The 15,382-nt window shown below is 42.3% G+C and carries 15 protein-coding genes and 2 pseudogenes; 15 read left to right on the forward strand and 2 right to left on the reverse strand.

Annotation, left to right across the window (positions count from 1 at the left end):
- The first annotated feature begins 42 nt into the window (after nucleotides 1-42).
- From ABXS75_10190 to ABXS75_10215, 6 genes and pseudogenes are all read left to right on the forward strand, one after another.
- Nucleotides 43-231 carry a hypothetical protein gene (locus tag ABXS75_10190; protein XCP83460.1) on the forward strand — a complete coding sequence of 63 codons (189 nt, stop codon included), beginning with the start codon at nucleotides 43-45 and terminating at the stop codon, nucleotides 229-231.
- A 318-nt stretch (nucleotides 232-549) separates the two neighbouring features.
- A pseudogene (locus ABXS75_10195) lies at nucleotides 550-765 on the forward strand (D-alanyl-D-alanine carboxypeptidase family protein).
- 112 nt (nucleotides 766-877) lie between these two features.
- A complete protein-coding gene (locus ABXS75_10200; GenBank protein ID XCP83461.1) occupies nucleotides 878-1,390 on the forward strand; it encodes an RNA polymerase sigma factor in 513 nt (170 codons plus the stop codon).
- Nucleotides 1,387-2,151 (forward strand): hypothetical protein, encoded by a 765-nt coding sequence (locus ABXS75_10205; GenBank protein ID XCP83462.1) that lies wholly within the window; start codon nucleotides 1,387-1,389, stop codon nucleotides 2,149-2,151. Before ABXS75_10200 ends, ABXS75_10205 begins: the two co-directional genes overlap by 4 nt.
- Nucleotides 2,135-3,025 carry an ABC transporter ATP-binding protein gene (locus ABXS75_10210; GenBank protein ID XCP83463.1) on the forward strand — a complete coding sequence of 297 codons (891 nt, stop codon included), beginning with the start codon at nucleotides 2,135-2,137 and terminating at the stop codon, nucleotides 3,023-3,025. The genes ABXS75_10205 and ABXS75_10210 overlap by 17 nt, the downstream gene beginning before the upstream one ends.
- A complete protein-coding gene (locus tag ABXS75_10215; protein XCP87131.1) occupies nucleotides 3,009-4,313 on the forward strand; it encodes an ABC transporter permease in 1,305 nt (434 codons plus the stop codon). The genes ABXS75_10210 and ABXS75_10215 overlap by 17 nt, the downstream gene beginning before the upstream one ends.
- On the opposite strand, the gene ABXS75_10220 is transcribed toward ABXS75_10215, so the two are convergent.
- On the reverse strand, nucleotides 4,310-4,636 hold the full coding sequence (locus ABXS75_10220) for a helix-turn-helix domain-containing protein (GenBank protein ID XCP83464.1): 327 nt from the start codon (nucleotides 4,634-4,636) through the stop codon (nucleotides 4,310-4,312). The genes ABXS75_10215 and ABXS75_10220 overlap by 4 nt on opposite strands.
- Before the next feature lie 147 nt (nucleotides 4,637-4,783).
- Between ABXS75_10220 and ABXS75_10225 the strand changes: the two genes are divergently transcribed.
- The 4 genes from ABXS75_10225 (at nucleotide 4,784) to ABXS75_10240 (ending at nucleotide 8,581) form a co-directional block, all read left to right on the forward strand.
- The gene (locus ABXS75_10225; GenBank protein ID XCP83465.1) at nucleotides 4,784-5,302 is read left to right on the forward strand and encodes a nitroreductase family protein; all 519 of its coding nucleotides are present in this window, start codon (nucleotides 4,784-4,786) and stop codon (nucleotides 5,300-5,302) included.
- 464 nt (nucleotides 5,303-5,766) lie between these two features.
- Complete coding sequence (locus tag ABXS75_10230) at nucleotides 5,767-7,134, forward strand: MATE family efflux transporter (GenBank protein ID XCP83466.1); 1,368 nt, start codon at nucleotides 5,767-5,769, stop codon at nucleotides 7,132-7,134.
- A 138-nt stretch (nucleotides 7,135-7,272) separates the two neighbouring features.
- Nucleotides 7,273-8,319: an AraC family transcriptional regulator gene (locus ABXS75_10235; GenBank protein ID XCP83467.1), complete on the forward strand. Its 1,047-nt coding sequence runs from the start codon at nucleotides 7,273-7,275 to the stop codon at nucleotides 8,317-8,319.
- A 91-nt stretch (nucleotides 8,320-8,410) separates the two neighbouring features.
- On the forward strand, nucleotides 8,411-8,581 hold the full coding sequence (locus ABXS75_10240; protein ID XCP83468.1) for a hypothetical protein: 171 nt from the start codon (nucleotides 8,411-8,413) through the stop codon (nucleotides 8,579-8,581).
- A gap of 369 nt (nucleotides 8,582-8,950) precedes the next feature.
- Here the strand turns inward: ABXS75_10240 and ABXS75_10245 are convergent, their stop codons facing one another.
- On the reverse strand, nucleotides 8,951-9,943 hold the full coding sequence (locus ABXS75_10245) for a LacI family DNA-binding transcriptional regulator (GenBank protein ID XCP83469.1): 993 nt from the start codon (nucleotides 9,941-9,943) through the stop codon (nucleotides 8,951-8,953).
- Nucleotides 9,944-10,309: 366 nt separating this feature from the next.
- On the opposite strand from ABXS75_10245, the gene ABXS75_10250 reads away from it, so the two are divergent.
- From ABXS75_10250 to ABXS75_10270, 5 genes and pseudogenes are all read left to right on the forward strand, one after another.
- Nucleotides 10,310-11,281: a dihydrodipicolinate synthase family protein gene (locus ABXS75_10250; GenBank protein XCP83470.1), complete on the forward strand. Its 972-nt coding sequence runs from the start codon at nucleotides 10,310-10,312 to the stop codon at nucleotides 11,279-11,281.
- A gap of 65 nt (nucleotides 11,282-11,346) precedes the next feature.
- Nucleotides 11,347-12,618, forward strand: a complete 1,272-nt coding sequence (locus ABXS75_10255) for an Nramp family divalent metal transporter (GenBank protein ID XCP83471.1) — start codon at nucleotides 11,347-11,349, stop codon at nucleotides 12,616-12,618.
- Nucleotides 12,619-12,841: 223 nt separating this feature from the next.
- Nucleotides 12,842-13,112 (forward strand): annotated as a pseudogene (locus ABXS75_10260) (DNA methylase).
- Nucleotides 13,084-13,254 (forward strand): hypothetical protein, encoded by a 171-nt coding sequence (locus ABXS75_10265; GenBank protein ID XCP87211.1) that lies wholly within the window; start codon nucleotides 13,084-13,086, stop codon nucleotides 13,252-13,254. The pseudogene ABXS75_10260 and the gene ABXS75_10265 overlap by 29 nt, the downstream one beginning before the upstream one ends.
- Nucleotides 13,255-14,065: 811 nt before the next feature.
- Nucleotides 14,066-15,367: an extracellular solute-binding protein gene (locus tag ABXS75_10270; GenBank protein XCP83472.1), complete on the forward strand. Its 1,302-nt coding sequence runs from the start codon at nucleotides 14,066-14,068 to the stop codon at nucleotides 15,365-15,367.
- The last annotated feature ends 15 nt before the right edge of the window (nucleotides 15,368-15,382 follow it).

The raw sequence follows: 15,382 nt of genomic DNA on the forward strand, positions 1-15,382 counted from the left end.
ATGTTCGATATAATGTGACCTATGAAGAAGGAGGGGCGAAGTATGGACAATAGAATCCATATTGCAATCTGCGAGGATGATCAGAATCAAATTGAACACATCTCATCTATAGTATCAGCGTGGGGCAGGCAGAATAGTTACACTTGCGACATAAAGATATTTTATTCTGCTGAAGAGTTTCTGTTTGAATACGAGGGTGTTAAAATATATGGTTTTTGGTGGCTTCGATAAGCTGCTGAAAACCGTTTTTTGTTGTAGCGAAAAATATACTAACTTTTCCGACTGCTGAGTTGTTATATATATCAGATGGCGAACAGCTTTATAGAAAATTCTGAGATGCTGGAGGAAAAACTAATGAGAAGACGTGGGAGGAAAAGCATATATATACAAAAAAATATAAGAAGAATTGTGCTTATTGCGCTTGTAGTTATTTTGGGAAGTGTGGTCCTGCGGACAGGCGGTAGTTTTTTAAGACAAAGCAGAAGCCTTCTATCAGGGATGAACCAGGCAGATACTTCCCTTGGATGGAATTTGATTCTTGTTAACGCAGACACATCCGGTTCGTCCTCTGATGCAGTTTATACCTGGCTTGATGAAAACGCATATAAATATGGATTTATCAAAAGGTACCCTCCGGATAAAACGGAGATTACAGGGATAAATAATGAACCCTGGCATTATCGGTATGTAGGAGAGGAAGCGGCAAAAGAAATGAAAGATAAGAATCTCTGTCTGGAAGAATATATAGGACAGTTGAAACCGTAATGCCTGGGCATCCCTGAATGGTTTAACAATATTCAGAAAAAAATATGAATTATGACTGACTTTTTATAAGAGTCAGTTGTTATATTATATAGAGCTGGGAAGGAGGGGATAAATGGACATGGATTTTTTGCTGATAAAGAAAGCAAAAAATGGAAATGGACAGGCTGGAGAACAATTTATAAAGAAGCATTATTCTTCCATATATCAATACTGCTTTTTGCATATTCACGACCGTGAGCTTGCTGAGGATATGACACAGGAAACATATACCCGTTTTTTTGAATCCCTGCAGACATATACGGATTATGGAAAAACCAGGAATTATTTATACTGTATTGCCGGAAATATCATTAAGAACTATTACAAAAAGAAAAAAGAGATACCAATGGAGAAAATTCCTGAAATGCCGGGAAATGATATGGGGGATGCAGAAGTCAGGATGGATATCGAGCTGGCAGTGGATCATTTACCGGAGGAGCTGAAGGAAGCCGCCATTTTGTTTTTCTTTCAGGAACTAAAACAGAAAGACATTGCAGAATTGCTGAATATTAAGCTGTCCCTTGTTAAGTACCGTATCAGCAGGGCCAGGAAACTATTATCGGAATATCTGGAGGTGAGGGAATGAAAGCATACCGGAAAAAAATCAAGGATTATAAAGTACTGATACAGAAAGAATATGTCAGGGACGCCGCAGTCCAAAACGTGATTGACCGCTGCCGTGATCTGATGACAGGGGAGGAGAATAGCAGGATATCTTATTTTGAATTTTTATATGAGCAGTCCCGGTTTATCAAAAAGAGATGGTGGGGGCTGCAGGCGCTGGTATTGCTTCTGCTCTGGCTTCTGTTAAAGGATTCTGATAATGCGGGCGATATGGGACGGATGATGGGAATTCTGGCAACGGTGTTTGTTGTCCTGATCATACCGGAAATATGGAAAAACCAGAAATATTCGGCTATGGAAATTGAGGGGGCAGCATTTTATTCTCTGCGGCAGATATGTGCAGCAAGGATTTTACTGTTTGCAGTTGCTGATATCGTGATGGTCACGGTGTTCTTTGCGGTTTCTTTTTATACGATACAGATTTCAGCTTACAGGCTGATAACCGATTTCCTGGTTCCATTTAATGTTTCGGGATGTATCTGTTTCAGGCTGCTATATAGCAGGAGAGATGAAATGGAATATGTGGCACTGCTGGTAAGCGGTGTATGGATGGGGATATGGACCGTCATTGTCATGCATGATGAAATTTATCAGAGTATTGTGGAACCGGTCTGGCTCGGCCTTTTGCTTCTGTCTTTTGGATATTTTGTTTTTTGCGTAAAAAAATCACAGAGGAACTGCGAAAATAGTTGGGAGGAATTTATTGATGGAATTAGAACTTAAAGATGTATCAAAAGAATTTTCCGGTGTACATGCCGTAAACCATGTTTCTTTTTTGATGAAAAAGGGAGTGTACGGGCTTTTGGGAGTAAACGGAGCCGGAAAAACCACATTGATGAGGATGCTGTGCACGCTGATTCGGCCGACAGGGGGAGAGATTTTGTGGAATGGAAAAAATATTCTTGAATTAGGGGCAGATTACCGTAATGTACTGGGATATCTGCCGCAGGATTTTGGGTATTATCCGGATCTGTCCATTTATGATTACATGATGTACATTGCCTCTATCAAAGGAATCCGGCAGGGGGCAGCGAGAAAAAGGACAAAGCAGTTATTGCACCAGGTTGGTCTGGCAAAATATGAGAAAAGGAAAATGAAAACCTTATCCGGCGGAATGGCAAGGCGTGTAGGGATTGCCCAGGCAATGCTGAATAATCCTAAAATACTGGTATTAGATGAGCCAACAGCCGGACTTGACCCAAATGAAAGAATCCGTTTCCGGAATCTGATCAGTGAATTATCGGAAGACCGTCTGGTATTGCTTTCCACACATATTGTGTCAGACGTGGAGTTTATTGCAAACCAGATCATGCTGATGAAAAATGGCAGATTTTTCTATGCGGGAACTACGGAAGACCTGATTTCTTCTATGGAGGAATCTGTCTGGCATTGTACGGTCCCGAAACAAAGAATGAATGATTTTGTAGGGAAATATATGGTGGATAATGTGAAGACCGTACCAGGTGGCGCAGAGCTTCGGATTCTTTCCAAGGTTCCGCCGACAAAGCAGGCGGTGCGGGAGGAAGCGACACTTGAAGATGCCTTTTTACTGTATTTTGGAGAGAAAGCAGGTGATAAAGATGATACTGAAATATGAATTGAAAAAAGTGTTTTCTAAGAAAATGAACCGGATCGTACTTATCGCTGCTCTGTTAGCAGCAGTGGTGCTTAGTGTGTTTGCTATTGGGAGTGTGCGCTATGTCGGTGAGGATGGAGCGGAGCATACAGGGCTTACAGCGTCCAGGCATCTTGCGGCTGACAGGAACAGATGGGCAGGAGAACTGACCGGAGATAAAATTGCCCAGGTGGTAAGCAGCAGGAAAGAAATCAGGCTTAAATATCCAGATGACGTGCCGAATGAGATATATGGAAAGACGATTCAATCCTATAATGATATTGAGAATTTTGTGATAGGAGTCTTAACGCTGGATGCGGTTTGGGATACCAGTGTTTTGTACCAGCTGGAAGATGAGCAGGTAAAGAATTTATACGGTATTTATGAAAATAATTTACAGGAGATGGCGAAAAAATATGGTGAAACACCAGAGCAACAGCGATTTCTCACAGAACAGTATGAAACAACAGACCTGCCGCTTGCCTATGAGGCAAAGGATTCGTGGGATACAATCGTGATGTATGTGGAAACATACGGAATGATCCTGGCAATCGTGATTGGATTTCTGGCTGCCGGCATATTTGCCGAAGAATTCCGCAGCCGGGTGGATGCGGTGTTCTTTTCTTCGAGGTACGGGCGCACGAAGGCAGTGAAAAATAAGGTGATGGCAGGACTTCTGATGACAACCATCGTCTATTGGGTTGGAATGGGAATCATGTCGCTAATCTCTCTTGGGGTAATGGGAATCAGTGGTTTTTTTACACCATATCAGATTGACGAGCCTTATAGCATCTATGCCATGACTTACGGGCAGTATTATTTGCTTGCAGTTTTGTGCGGTTATATAGCAAGCCTTCTTGCAGCATCTGTAACCATGCTGGTCGCGGCGAAAATGAGGAGTGCGAATGTGGCGGTGTGTGTTCCTTTTTTCCTGTTTTGTGTCATGCCGTTTATTGGGAGAGCGTTTTCCACATTTCTTACATTTTTCAAGCTTACACCGGACATGCTGTTAAATGTGATCGAGTGTGCCAAAAATCCAAATATTTTCCAGATAGGGAATTATGTATTCCGGCAGATTCCGTGTATTATGTTGCTCTATTTTATTATTTCTATTATATTGCTGCCTTTTGCGTATAGAAGCTATCACCGCTATGGTCTTAAAAATAAAGGTATATTATCCTGTCATCGCTTTTGCGCTGGCTTGAAAAAGAGTCTGAGACATGGTAAACGAGGAATATGGAAATTATTGGACAGCAACAGAAACCATTAATCCAGACTCTCCAGAAAATCGTTCCCCCATTGACACATGGCCTCCAAAACGGGAATAATGCTGCTGCCAAAAGAAGTCAGGGAATAAATAGTCTTGGGCGGTTTTTCAGGGATGACTTCACGGTGTATCATACCGCAATCTTCCAGGGCGTGAAGCTGCTGTGAGAGCATCTTGGGTGTTGCCTTTGGAATGAGGCGCTGCAGCTCCATATAGTGTAATGGATGGTCTGTCAGATGCCAGAGGATTAGGGGCTTATATTTACCGCCAATTAAAAAGAGGGTGGCTTCTACCGGACAGTTGAATTGATTTTTTTCGTATTGCATAGTGGACTCCTTTCACGCGGGGTGCTATCTTTTTGGAAAGTATCTTCCGTAAAAGTGCATTCTTGCGGATACATTCATTCGTGCTACAATAAGCTCATGGTTGGTTTGGCCTACCAAATATAGGATACATAGAAAGGATCATTTATTATGGATTTTATCAGTATTGCAAAACAGCGCAGGTCGGTACGCAGTTACAAAGATCAGAAAGTGGAGCCGGAAAAGCTGGAACAGATTCTGGAAGCTGCCCATGTAGCCCCGACAGCGGCAAATCTCCAGCCAGTTCATTTAATCACCGTCCAGAGTGAGGAAGGACTTGCAAAGGTCAGCAAGGCCGCCGGCATTTATGGCGCACCTCTGGCAATCATTGTATGCGCCGATCACAATAAGGCGTGGGTTCGTCCGTTCGACCAGAAGCAGACGGGTGATATTGACGCATCGATCCTGACGGATCACATGATGCTGCAGGCTACAGAGCTTGGTCTTGGCACGGTGTGGGTATGTTACTTCAAGCCGGATGTGCTGCGGGCAGAGTTCAATCTTCCGGAGAATCTGGAGCCGGTTAACATTCTGGCAGTCGGTTATTCGGATGATGAGCCTGCGGATACCAGCCGTTTTGACACACAGCGTATCCCGATGAGCCAGTTGGTTTCCTACGAAAAATTGTAGAACGTTGATTGAATTAGTGCAGCCCTTGTCAGAAAGCAGGGGCTGCACTTTGCTGCCAGCCATACCTCAAATAAGGTCTGGTGGCCCCTATTTTGGTTTGCAAGCCAGGGGCGCGCTCTAATAATCGGAAATGTCCTTCCCGGCAAATCTTAAAATATTCTTACCTGTATCATCATTAGTATAGGTACAAAATGAAGAATCGTCAATGTTTCTGAAAGTGGCTTTTCTCTTTGGAGCGGAAAACCTACTGATTGGATCTGCCCTCCAAAATCAACTCCTTTTGGATCAAAAATGCTTCTGTATGGAGCGTACAAATCAGCCTATATTTTATATACTTTATATGGTTAGACATGGCTACCCTATAGGCATCGGTATATGAGCTGCAGGCAGTTGCTCAAGATAAGTAAACCTGGCTTTAGCTTATTGCCTTTGCGAGAAAATAAATCAAACAGGAGGAATCAGTGATGAAACAGTCACTTGATACAAGAACAAAACTTATAACAAAAAGCCCCTGGCCGCTTATGATAGAACTCAGCGTTCCTGCAGTTCTCGGCATGGTGGTTGTCGGACTATACAATATGATGGATTCCATTTTTGTAGGGCAGATGGTAGGGGCAGCACAGATGGGAGCTGTATCGGTATCTTATCCTTTTACCCTGATCAATGCAGGTTCGGCGGCAATGCTGGGCGTAGGTTCTGCTTCCGTATTGTCCCGTGCTATAGGTAAAAAAGATGCGGGTACAATTAAGAAGATTATGGGGAACCTGGTTGCAATGGTGCTTCTGCTGTCTGTAATCTACACTGCTGTAGGTATGGTATTTACAAGGCAGCTTCTGACGCTTGCCGGGGCCGGTGACAATATTTTGAACTATGCGGAAAAATATCTTCGAATTGTATTTGCAGGTTCGCTGTTTGTAAATTTCTTCCAGAGTGCCAACATGGTCATTCGTGGAGAAGGCCAGCTTAAAAAAGCAATGACGATCATTGCAAGCGGTGCTATTTTGAATATTATTCTTGATCCGATTTTTATTACGGTGTTGAAGCCTTACGGTATGGGAATCGAGGCGGCGGCCTATGCAACGATTCTTTCGCAGTTCCTTCAGGCAGCCGTCACGTTGTGGTATTTCAAAAAGAAAAGTCCGAATGTAAAGATTGGACGCATCCGGATTGACGGGACTTTGCTTCCCCGGGTACTTGCAGTGGGCGTATCTGCTTTGTTAATGCAGATACTGACCTTGGCACAGCAGACCGTGATCTATCGTGTAGCATCAAACTACGGCGGCGAAACTTCCCAGATTCTTCTGGGCGCGGCACTTAGGTTCTGGAATTTCTCTTTTGTGCCTCTGTGGGGCATCAGCCAGGGCTTCCAGCCTGCGGCGGGAACAAATTATGGGGCAAAGGATTATGACCGGGTGAAGAAGCTGACAAAAGTATTTGTGATTGCCGCGACAGTGTTATCCCTTGTATTTTATGTTCCGGTGGAGCTGTTTCCGGACAAAGTATTGTCGATGTTTATCACAACGCCAGGTGTGGCTGAGCAAGGAGCAGCAAATTTCCGTATCATGTTCAGTACATACATTCTGCAGGGCAGTTTTCTGATTGCAGTAACGCTGTTCCAGTCACTGGGAAAAGCGAATAAGGCTACATGGCTGGTGCTGTTTCGGCAGATTATTCTGTTTATTCCGCTTTGCGTTCTTCTCCCAATGGTGGGAGACATGGGAATTCGCGGTGTGTGGCTGGCGATAGCTCTGACCGATGCAATTCTGGTTGTAATCACGGTTTCCATGATGATCTCTGAGTTTCGCAGAATGCCGGAGAACACAAGAAAGTAAAACACTGTGGCAAATAAAATTTATCGGAAGCTGGTGTCTTTTCAACAGGGCACCGGCTTTTTCTCCGTTTGCACAGTCGGCAGGGATGTAATATAATTCTGATTGGATTGTAAATCCTGCTGATCGGAGCTGAGAAAAATGAGAAAAATCCATATAATAAAAGATGCCAGAAGGCTTCTGGCAGAACAAATCAAACACGATGGAATGCCAGAAAGGAGCATTATGAGTAAAGACCCTGCTACAAATACAAAAGGGTTGTCTGCGGTGATTCCAAAAGATAATGACGGTTACTGTACCGTCTATAAGATGGACTGTACGGATGGTTTGGGACTTATGACTGTTTATCAGGTTTATCCCGGAATACAGCTTATTTACAATGACTTTGAAGCTACAGGCTGTGAATGGGAGGGGAATCTGGATAAGGATATCTTAGAAATCAACCACTGCCGGGAGGGGCGGGAAGGAAGCAGCCTGCCAAGCGGCTCCTGCCTGTATCTTGGAGAAGGCGATCTGTCTATCCATACGATGGATAACTGTTCTCCCAGGATGAGTTTTCCATTGAAGCATTATCGTGGAATTTCTGTGGTGATCAATCTGAAAACGGTAACGGAGAATCCACCGGAAATTCTCTCAGAAAGCGGTATTGACATACTGAAATTTAAGGAAAAATTCTGCCCGGACGGAGGCTGCTTTGTGATGCGGGCAAAGGATGAGATTGAGCATATTTTCTCGGAACTTTACTTTGTACCGGACTGCCTGCAGAAACCTTATTTTAAGATAAAAGTCCAGGAACTTTTGTTATTCCTGTGTATGGTAGATGTATCGGAAGAGAAGCAGCGGGAGCATTACACTTCACCACATGTAGAAATCGTAAAGGAAATCCATAAAAAGCTGGTCGGGAATCTGCAGGCACGCCCTACGATTGAGGAGCTTTCCAAAGAATACCTGATCAACACAGCGGCTTTAAAAGATACGTTTAAAGGAATTTACGGACAGCCGATAGGTGCATATATGAAAGAATACCGGATCAAACAGGCAGCCATCCTGCTCCGGCAGACGCAGTCAACCATAGCTGAGATTGCAAACAAAGTAGGTTATGAGAACCAGAGTAAGTTTGCCACTGCTTTTCGTGATATTCTGAAAATAGCACCGGTTGAGTATCGAAAGCAGAACAGTAGTGAATGAATTGTTTTAAAAGATGAACCTCGAAGAATTTCTTGCATTATCGATAAGGTCAAGCATTACTGGTTTGAAAGGTCAGAAGGTTTATGCTAATATGGGAATACGAAAACAAAAGGAAAAGCAGGTGGGGATATTGAAAGTGACAGAACAGCAGCACCAGGAAGATTTACAACGCCTGCACGATCTGCGACCGATTGATGATGATTGCATGTGTTGTCTCTTTAAAGATAATATTCCACTGGCTGAATTTATGTTATATCTGTAAGAGAACTCGAAAGTGAGATGTGTCGGATTATGGAAGATTTGAGAACAGAATCTTTGAAGGAGGTTGCACTTATTTGCTGTCAGCATTCTTTTTTACGTTGATTGCCCTTTGCCTCTTAGCTGCCGAACATACCTGAGTGAACGCCCAGTGGACATCCATCTTGGTTGAGAAAATTACAAAGTTACGGTATAATGTTATCTGGAAATTTATGCTTTGTGGTGACAACAATGCTTCATATAGCAATATGTGATGGATTTGTGGGAGCAGGACAGCAGCCCGTGTATATAGATACTGGAAATAATGGAGATGGCAAATGGTGCCGGAGAATCGAATCCAGCACCATTTTAACATTCTAAAAAGCATATGCAATTATGTGGTTTCCCGTTCTTTGAGTATAGCATTAACAGTGAGATGCTGTATGCCAGATTTTTGATTATCAGGTGCAGCGATATCTTCGATTATCATCTGGGCAGCTTTTGTGCCCATCTCATAGGCGGGCATCTCCATAGAGGTCATAGAGGTCTGCAGCATAGCGCCAATCTGATGACCGGTAAGGCTGAGTACCCTGACAGTCTGATAATCTTTTTCGGCTTCTTTAATTGCTCTTAGTGCGCCTAATCCCTGAATATCTACACACGCTATAATTGCATCGAGGTCAGGAACATTATCCAGCAGCTGATTTGCACATTCCAATCCATATTCAAAACTATTTACATCATAGGAACATTCACTGACATATTCTGATAATTCATACTGGCGAATGGCTTTTTTATAACCGTCATAGCGTCCTTTATACGGGTAAAGATGCTGTGCGCCTGCAATTAATCCTATGTTACGGCACCCCTTGTGGTAAAGATATTCTACAGCATCGTATCCGCAGGCTTCAAAATCTGCATCCACACAGCTGATATGATATTCTTGTCTACGGACAACCTGTACAACAGATATTCCGCTGGCTTTGATATCGCGTATTAATCTTCCATTCCTTCCGGTAGCAGCAATAATAATCCCGTCAACGAATCCATTCCTTAATCTATTTAAGCAGTCACGTTCATTCTTGGCCTTGTCATCCGTAACACAGATAAGAGTGCCGTAACCGTGGTCTCGGGCATAAGTTTCAATGCCTTGCAATATTTCTGCGAAAATAGTAGTCTGCAGCCTTGGAACAACGACACCGATAGTATGCCGCTTTCCCTGGCGGAGTGCTTTTGCCATAATATTTGGATGGTATCCTAATTCTTTAGCGGCTGCATATATGCGTTTTTTTGTGTCTGGATGGACGTAAGAAGTGTTATTTAATGCCCTTGATACCGTACTGACATCGACGCATGCCAGTGCTGCGACATCCTTTAGAGTAGCCATATAATCCCTCCTTTTGATATGCAAACGATTGCTTGAAAATACAAATGCTTGAATCAAATTCTATTATAACTGAATATGTTTAAAATGAAAATATTTTTTTGAAAAAATAAGAAGGTAATTAATATAGTAATATTGCACAAAAAATAGATGTAAAATTGTGGGAAAAAGAAAAATATGCAAAAAGTTGCAATTGATATGCAAGAAATTGCAGAGAGGGTTCGAATGATTGACCGAGGTCATTTTATGTGATATAAATGAATCATAAGTACAAACGATTGCAGAAAAACTAGCAGGCGCGCGATGCTGGGAGGAAGTGCACATTTGTAGGCAATATAAGTTAAACAAAGTAAGAAGGAGATAATAATTATGGCAAAAGTTAAAAATTTTAAAACAATTTTCCCGGCAGTATCTGTACCGCTTAATGAGGATATGTCTATTAATGAAGAAGAATTCAGAGTTTATCTTCGCTGGATAAAGAGTTTCTACGGAAAAGGAATTGAAGGACTTGTATGTAACGGACATACAGGTGAAATTACAGGTCTGACTCGTGCGGAAAGAAAGAGAGTTGTTGAAATCTGTGCAGAGGAATGCGGAGATGTTATGACAATTATCTCTGGTGTTAACTGTGAGAATACACAGGAGTCCATTGAGATGGCAGCAGAAGCAAAAGAAGCAGGTGCAGATGGAATCTTGCTGATGCCTCCCCATATGTGGCTGAGATTCGGTATGAATCCAGATGCTCCGTTCCAGTACATTAAGGACGTGGCGGAGGGTGCAGATATTGATATTATCATCCACCTTTATCCTGCAACATCAAAAGCGTTCTATCCTGTAGAAACTCTGATTAAGATGTGCAAAGAGATTGACCATGTAAAATGCATTAAGATGGGTACTCGTGTAACTTCAATCTATGAGCATGATGTACGCCTTCTTCGTCAGGAATGCCCGGATATTTCCTTGATTACCTGCCATGATGAGACGTTATGTGTATCTTGGTTCCCGGGTATGGATGGAGCGTTGATTGGTTTTGCGGGCTGTGTTCCGGAACTGATCTGCCCGGCAAGAGAAGTATTTGCAAACCCTGACAAGCATACACTGAAAGAGGCTCAGGACTGGTCTGACCGTATCTACCACATTTCTCAGGCAATCTACGGCGGCGGACAGCCATCTGGCGAGGCTCATGCCCGCTTGAAAGAGGCTCTTTATCAGAGGGGAATCTTCAGCAATGCTCTTATGAGAAAGCCAGTGCTTCCATTGAATCGGGAAGAAAAAGACTGGGTAGCACTTGGCCTTGAGCGCAGTCAGTTGCCGAAGGTTGATATGGATCAATATAAATAGTAGAATGCAATAAAGGGGTTCTGCGTCTGCCATGGCAGAACTCCTTTTGTATAGGGTGATATATTATGGGTGAAAAAAAAGAAGTTTATGGAGAAGATATCAAGCGCCTTCCTCTTAAGGATCTTGTGAAAAGGATTGGCCCGGGATTAATTGCAACTGGAATTGTTATTGGTCCAGGAGCAGTTACTACATCGGCTATGCTTGGAGCGAACTATGGATATCAGTTAATTTGGCTGATCATTCCGATTATTTTCATGGGGATTACTTTTATGATGACTACGAATCGACTTGCCATCGTGACGGGACTTCCGACGATTCATGCCATTCGCAAGTATTATGGCCCTGTTGCGGCAGGTGTTGTAGGCGTCGCGGTCTTTCTTGCCTGCTTGTTTTTTACTATGGGGAATATCTCCGGTACTGGCGCAGGAATGAACCTGATATTTGGTATTAACTGGAAGATCGGTTCTGCAATTATGATTGCGATTGTGCTATATTGCTATTTCGCGAATAATGTATATTCCAAGGTAGAGAAGATTATAACATTGTGTATTGTTGTAATGATTCTTGCGTTTTATATTACTTTAATTGGTGTCGGCGGACCGGATGCCGGAGAACTTGGCAAAGGACTTGTTGGATTCAAGATTCCGGAAGGATCATTGACCACAGCATTGGCGTTTATCTCTACAAATGCGGCTGTTACGGCGGGAATCTATGCGACATATCTTGGGAAAGAGAAGAAATGGAACAAAGCAGATTTGTTTAACGGCGTTATGTTTACCGATGCATTGGTGCATGTAATCAGCGTTGTAATGATCTCAGGAGCAATTATTCTTGTGGGAGCGATTGTGCTTCATCAGCAGGGACTGGTAATTACTGCACCGGCCCAGTTAGCAGAGATGCTTGTGCCAATTATGGGAACGGGCGCAAAATATATAATGGGCTGTGCCCTTGTTGGTGCTGGATTTTCTTCTTTGCTTGCGAACACGCAACGAGGAATGGTATTGCTGGGAGCGGGATTTGACAAGGAAGTAGGTCTTGAAACGAAGTTTATCAGGATAGGCTGCCTGATATGTCTAATATTCGCAATGATTGTATGTTATTGCTATGGTGGTTCGCCAACACAGCTAATTCTTATGGCGAATGTAGCCACATCTATTGCAACACCGGTTGGGGGATTGTTCATGCTTCTTCTAATCTGGAGAAAGGATTTGAATGAAGGGTATAAAGCACCGACGGCGCTTCGAATATGCATGACTATTAGTTACGTGTTTGTTCTGATTATGACGGTATCGGCGATTCGGTCTTATATTCCGAAGATAGCAGCATTGTTTGCATGATATGTGATATGAATCTGTGAAAATATAAAAGGGTCAACTTAAGCTTTAGGTTCTCACATCAGATAATATATTTATCAAGACTGAAAAGTATAGATTGGATTCTTTAAGGTAAGTTGTCGAATGACTGTATTCATTGGGTATTTTACGGAGGTGTATAAAGATAAGAGCATCTGTCAGTGTGACTGGCGGATGCTTTTTTTCACAGGTATGTGGAACGTGGGCTGATCCGATGACTACGAACCTTGTTGTGGCGGATAAAAGCCGTACAGAGAAGACAATCTGCCTTGCAGTCTCCCCCTCTCTGAAAGCTTATGGCATTCCGGGCCGGGCCAGGCTTTGAAGTAGTGCAAAAAGTGAAAAAAGTTAATGCTGAAAGAAGAAGGAATGCTCCAGACCGTCAGTTCACAGGCTCCGCCTATATTGACACAGAACTGAAATCTTCTCCAGGCCTGGCGCTTGATTATATTGTTGCACCGTCCAGAATGGCGCATTATCATGGTCAGGCGGCTCAATATTACTGCCAATCATGTAATTGAGGAGGCATCTGTACCAAAGAAGCCGATATTTGAACAGATGGATCTCTTTACGGACTATGCGGCATTGGAGCAGAAACAGGCTGAAGAAAATGATGTATGATGATGACCGATGGAACCATTCAAGGACTTAGAGAAAAATATTTATGCATGGATCTGCGAAATAGGCAGGAAGTTTACAAAGGAGTTCCTGGAACGATATGACCGGATGCTGATGATTTGAAAAAAGGCCATTAAAATGCCTATAAAAAATAGTAAAACAGTAAGAGTTACTCATAGTGTTGATTACAGAAGTGATGTTGTATGAAGTAGATTTGGTACACAGTTTGCTAGGAGTTATACTCAATTCTGTTTGGGTTTTATGCATTGTGCATCGTTTGTTCCATCAGGGGGCGGTGTATAAATGGAATCCTGTAATCTTGGTAACCATTTCTGTATTTACGATACCATTATTGGCAGGGTATTTCGTTGTTTTGGCAAATTGTACAGTTTTATTTCTTCTGATAGCGGTAACGGCAGTTATTCTTTTGCTTCAGTCATTTTGGTGAATGTGATTCAACCAACCAATTACTTGATCGAGGTAGGCGTAACTGGCTATTTCCAATGGCTCAGTTATATCATGCCAGTATTGGATATAATATTCAGAAAATATAATAAAGTACACGTGAACATAAAGATTAATAAGAAATAAGTATAGGACAAGAGAGATATTCGTATACATAATGCACAAATAATTGATATACAATATAACATAATGACGATTTAATAAAAAATTATTGACTTTTAAATGTACAAGGACTATGCTGTATATAAGAAATAGATGTACACGTGTACGTAACCATGAGGCTGGTAAATATATAGGCTTGACGAAGAAAATGTATTTGCCGTGTTTTCAGAAAGCGAGGGCAACAAATATGAAAAAGTGGAAAAGAGTAGCTGCATTTGGATTAGCTGTACTGATGGTAATGTCAGCAGTGGCATGTGGTTCAAAAGAGGAAAAAAATAAGAAGGAGGGAGGTAGTAAATCTAACGGTACAACCATAACGTTCTGGAATAGTTTTACTGGGGCAGACGGTGATATGCTCGTAAAAATGGTTGATAAATTTAATAAAGAGAATAAGGATGGTATTACTGTTGATATGGATATTTCAGCTGATTTTGACAGCCAGTTGTCAACGGCATTTGCAGCTGGAGAAGGGCCGACAATGATGCTAAGTTCAAGCGCATATCGTTTTACATATGGCGATTATCTTCAGGATGTGAGTGATGTGTTTGATAAGACGGATCTGAACAAGGATGATTTTATTCAGTCATATTTGGATTACTGTTCAGATGAAGACTCTTTATATTTTGTACCATTCCAGGTAGTTGGGTATTATATGTATTGGAATAAGGATCTGTTTGAAGCAGCCGGACTTGATCCGGATACGCCGCCAGCTACATGGGATGAGTGGCAGGAGTATGCGGAAAAAATAACGGATGAGAGCAAGAATATTTACGGTTCAGGAATTTCTTATGATTATGCATATCAGATCGCTCATATTATGCAAAGGTTTGGTGGACTTGCAGTTACGGAAAATAACGGAGACTGGAAAGCGAATTTTACGGGCAATGAGGGATATAAAAAGTTCCTGAACATGTATAAAACCATGGTAAATAATAATGACAATCCAGTTGAAGCAGATACTGATTCTATGATAAGTGCCGGTCAGATCGGTATGTCTGTTGGAGGACCATGGGTTACGGCAGGTCTTGATACCGCGGACGTGAATTATGGTATTGGGCTTATACCTGAAGGAGATGCTGGCGACATGAACTCAGTTGAAGTGATTGGTTTTGCAATCACAACGGCGGCCAGTGAGGAAGAGAAGGAAGCAGCTTATAAGTTCATTGAGTGGTGGAACACAGAGAACGAGGAGGGAAGCAGCCCGGCATTAGAATGGTCTCTTACTAACGGATTCCCGGCGTATACTTATTCAGTGCAGGAAAAAGACGAATATAAAGACAATAAAAAATTAAGTGTTATGTCTTCTGCAAATCCGGAAGCACCGACAGATTTTATTGTTGATTCGAATTTTCCTGGAATTAATGCAGTGCTTACAGATGTGATTCCGGAAATGATAAATTCAATTGCATTTGGTAATGCATCTATTGATGAAGTACTGGAGAAGGCACAAACTTCGGCGGATAAGATCGTGGAAACTTATAATAAATAGTCGATGACTATGCTG

This window comes from Roseburia hominis, assembly GCA_040702975.1.
GTDB classification, from domain to species: Bacteria; Bacillota; Clostridia; order Lachnospirales; family Lachnospiraceae; genus Allocoprococcus; species Allocoprococcus hominis_A.

Excerpts from the sequence above, each read along its gene's own strand:
- ABXS75_10190 (XCP83460.1), top strand. The coding sequence starts at position 43 with ATGGACAATAGAATCCATATTGCAATCTGCGAGGATGATCAGAATCAA.
- ABXS75_10200 (XCP83461.1), top strand. The coding sequence starts at position 878 with ATGGACATGGATTTTTTGCTGATAAAGAAAGCAAAAAATGGAAATGGA.
- ABXS75_10205 (XCP83462.1), top strand. The coding sequence starts at position 1,387 with ATGAAAGCATACCGGAAAAAAATCAAGGATTATAAAGTACTGATACAG.
- ABXS75_10210 (XCP83463.1), top strand. The coding sequence starts at position 2,135 with ATGGAATTAGAACTTAAAGATGTATCAAAAGAATTTTCCGGTGTACAT.
- ABXS75_10215 (XCP87131.1), top strand. The coding sequence starts at position 3,009 with ATGATACTGAAATATGAATTGAAAAAAGTGTTTTCTAAGAAAATGAAC.
- ABXS75_10220 (XCP83464.1), bottom strand. The coding sequence starts at position 4,636 with ATGCAATACGAAAAAAATCAATTCAACTGTCCGGTAGAAGCCACCCTC.
- ABXS75_10225 (XCP83465.1), top strand. The coding sequence starts at position 4,784 with ATGGATTTTATCAGTATTGCAAAACAGCGCAGGTCGGTACGCAGTTAC.
- ABXS75_10230 (XCP83466.1), top strand. The coding sequence starts at position 5,767 with ATGAAACAGTCACTTGATACAAGAACAAAACTTATAACAAAAAGCCCC.
- ABXS75_10235 (XCP83467.1), top strand. The coding sequence starts at position 7,273 with ATGAGAAAAATCCATATAATAAAAGATGCCAGAAGGCTTCTGGCAGAA.
- ABXS75_10240 (XCP83468.1), top strand. The coding sequence starts at position 8,411 with ATGGGAATACGAAAACAAAAGGAAAAGCAGGTGGGGATATTGAAAGTG.
- ABXS75_10245 (XCP83469.1), bottom strand. The coding sequence starts at position 9,943 with ATGGCTACTCTAAAGGATGTCGCAGCACTGGCATGCGTCGATGTCAGT.
- ABXS75_10250 (XCP83470.1), top strand. The coding sequence starts at position 10,310 with ATGGCAAAAGTTAAAAATTTTAAAACAATTTTCCCGGCAGTATCTGTA.
- ABXS75_10255 (XCP83471.1), top strand. The coding sequence starts at position 11,347 with ATGGGTGAAAAAAAAGAAGTTTATGGAGAAGATATCAAGCGCCTTCCT.
- ABXS75_10270 (XCP83472.1), top strand. The coding sequence starts at position 14,066 with ATGAAAAAGTGGAAAAGAGTAGCTGCATTTGGATTAGCTGTACTGATG.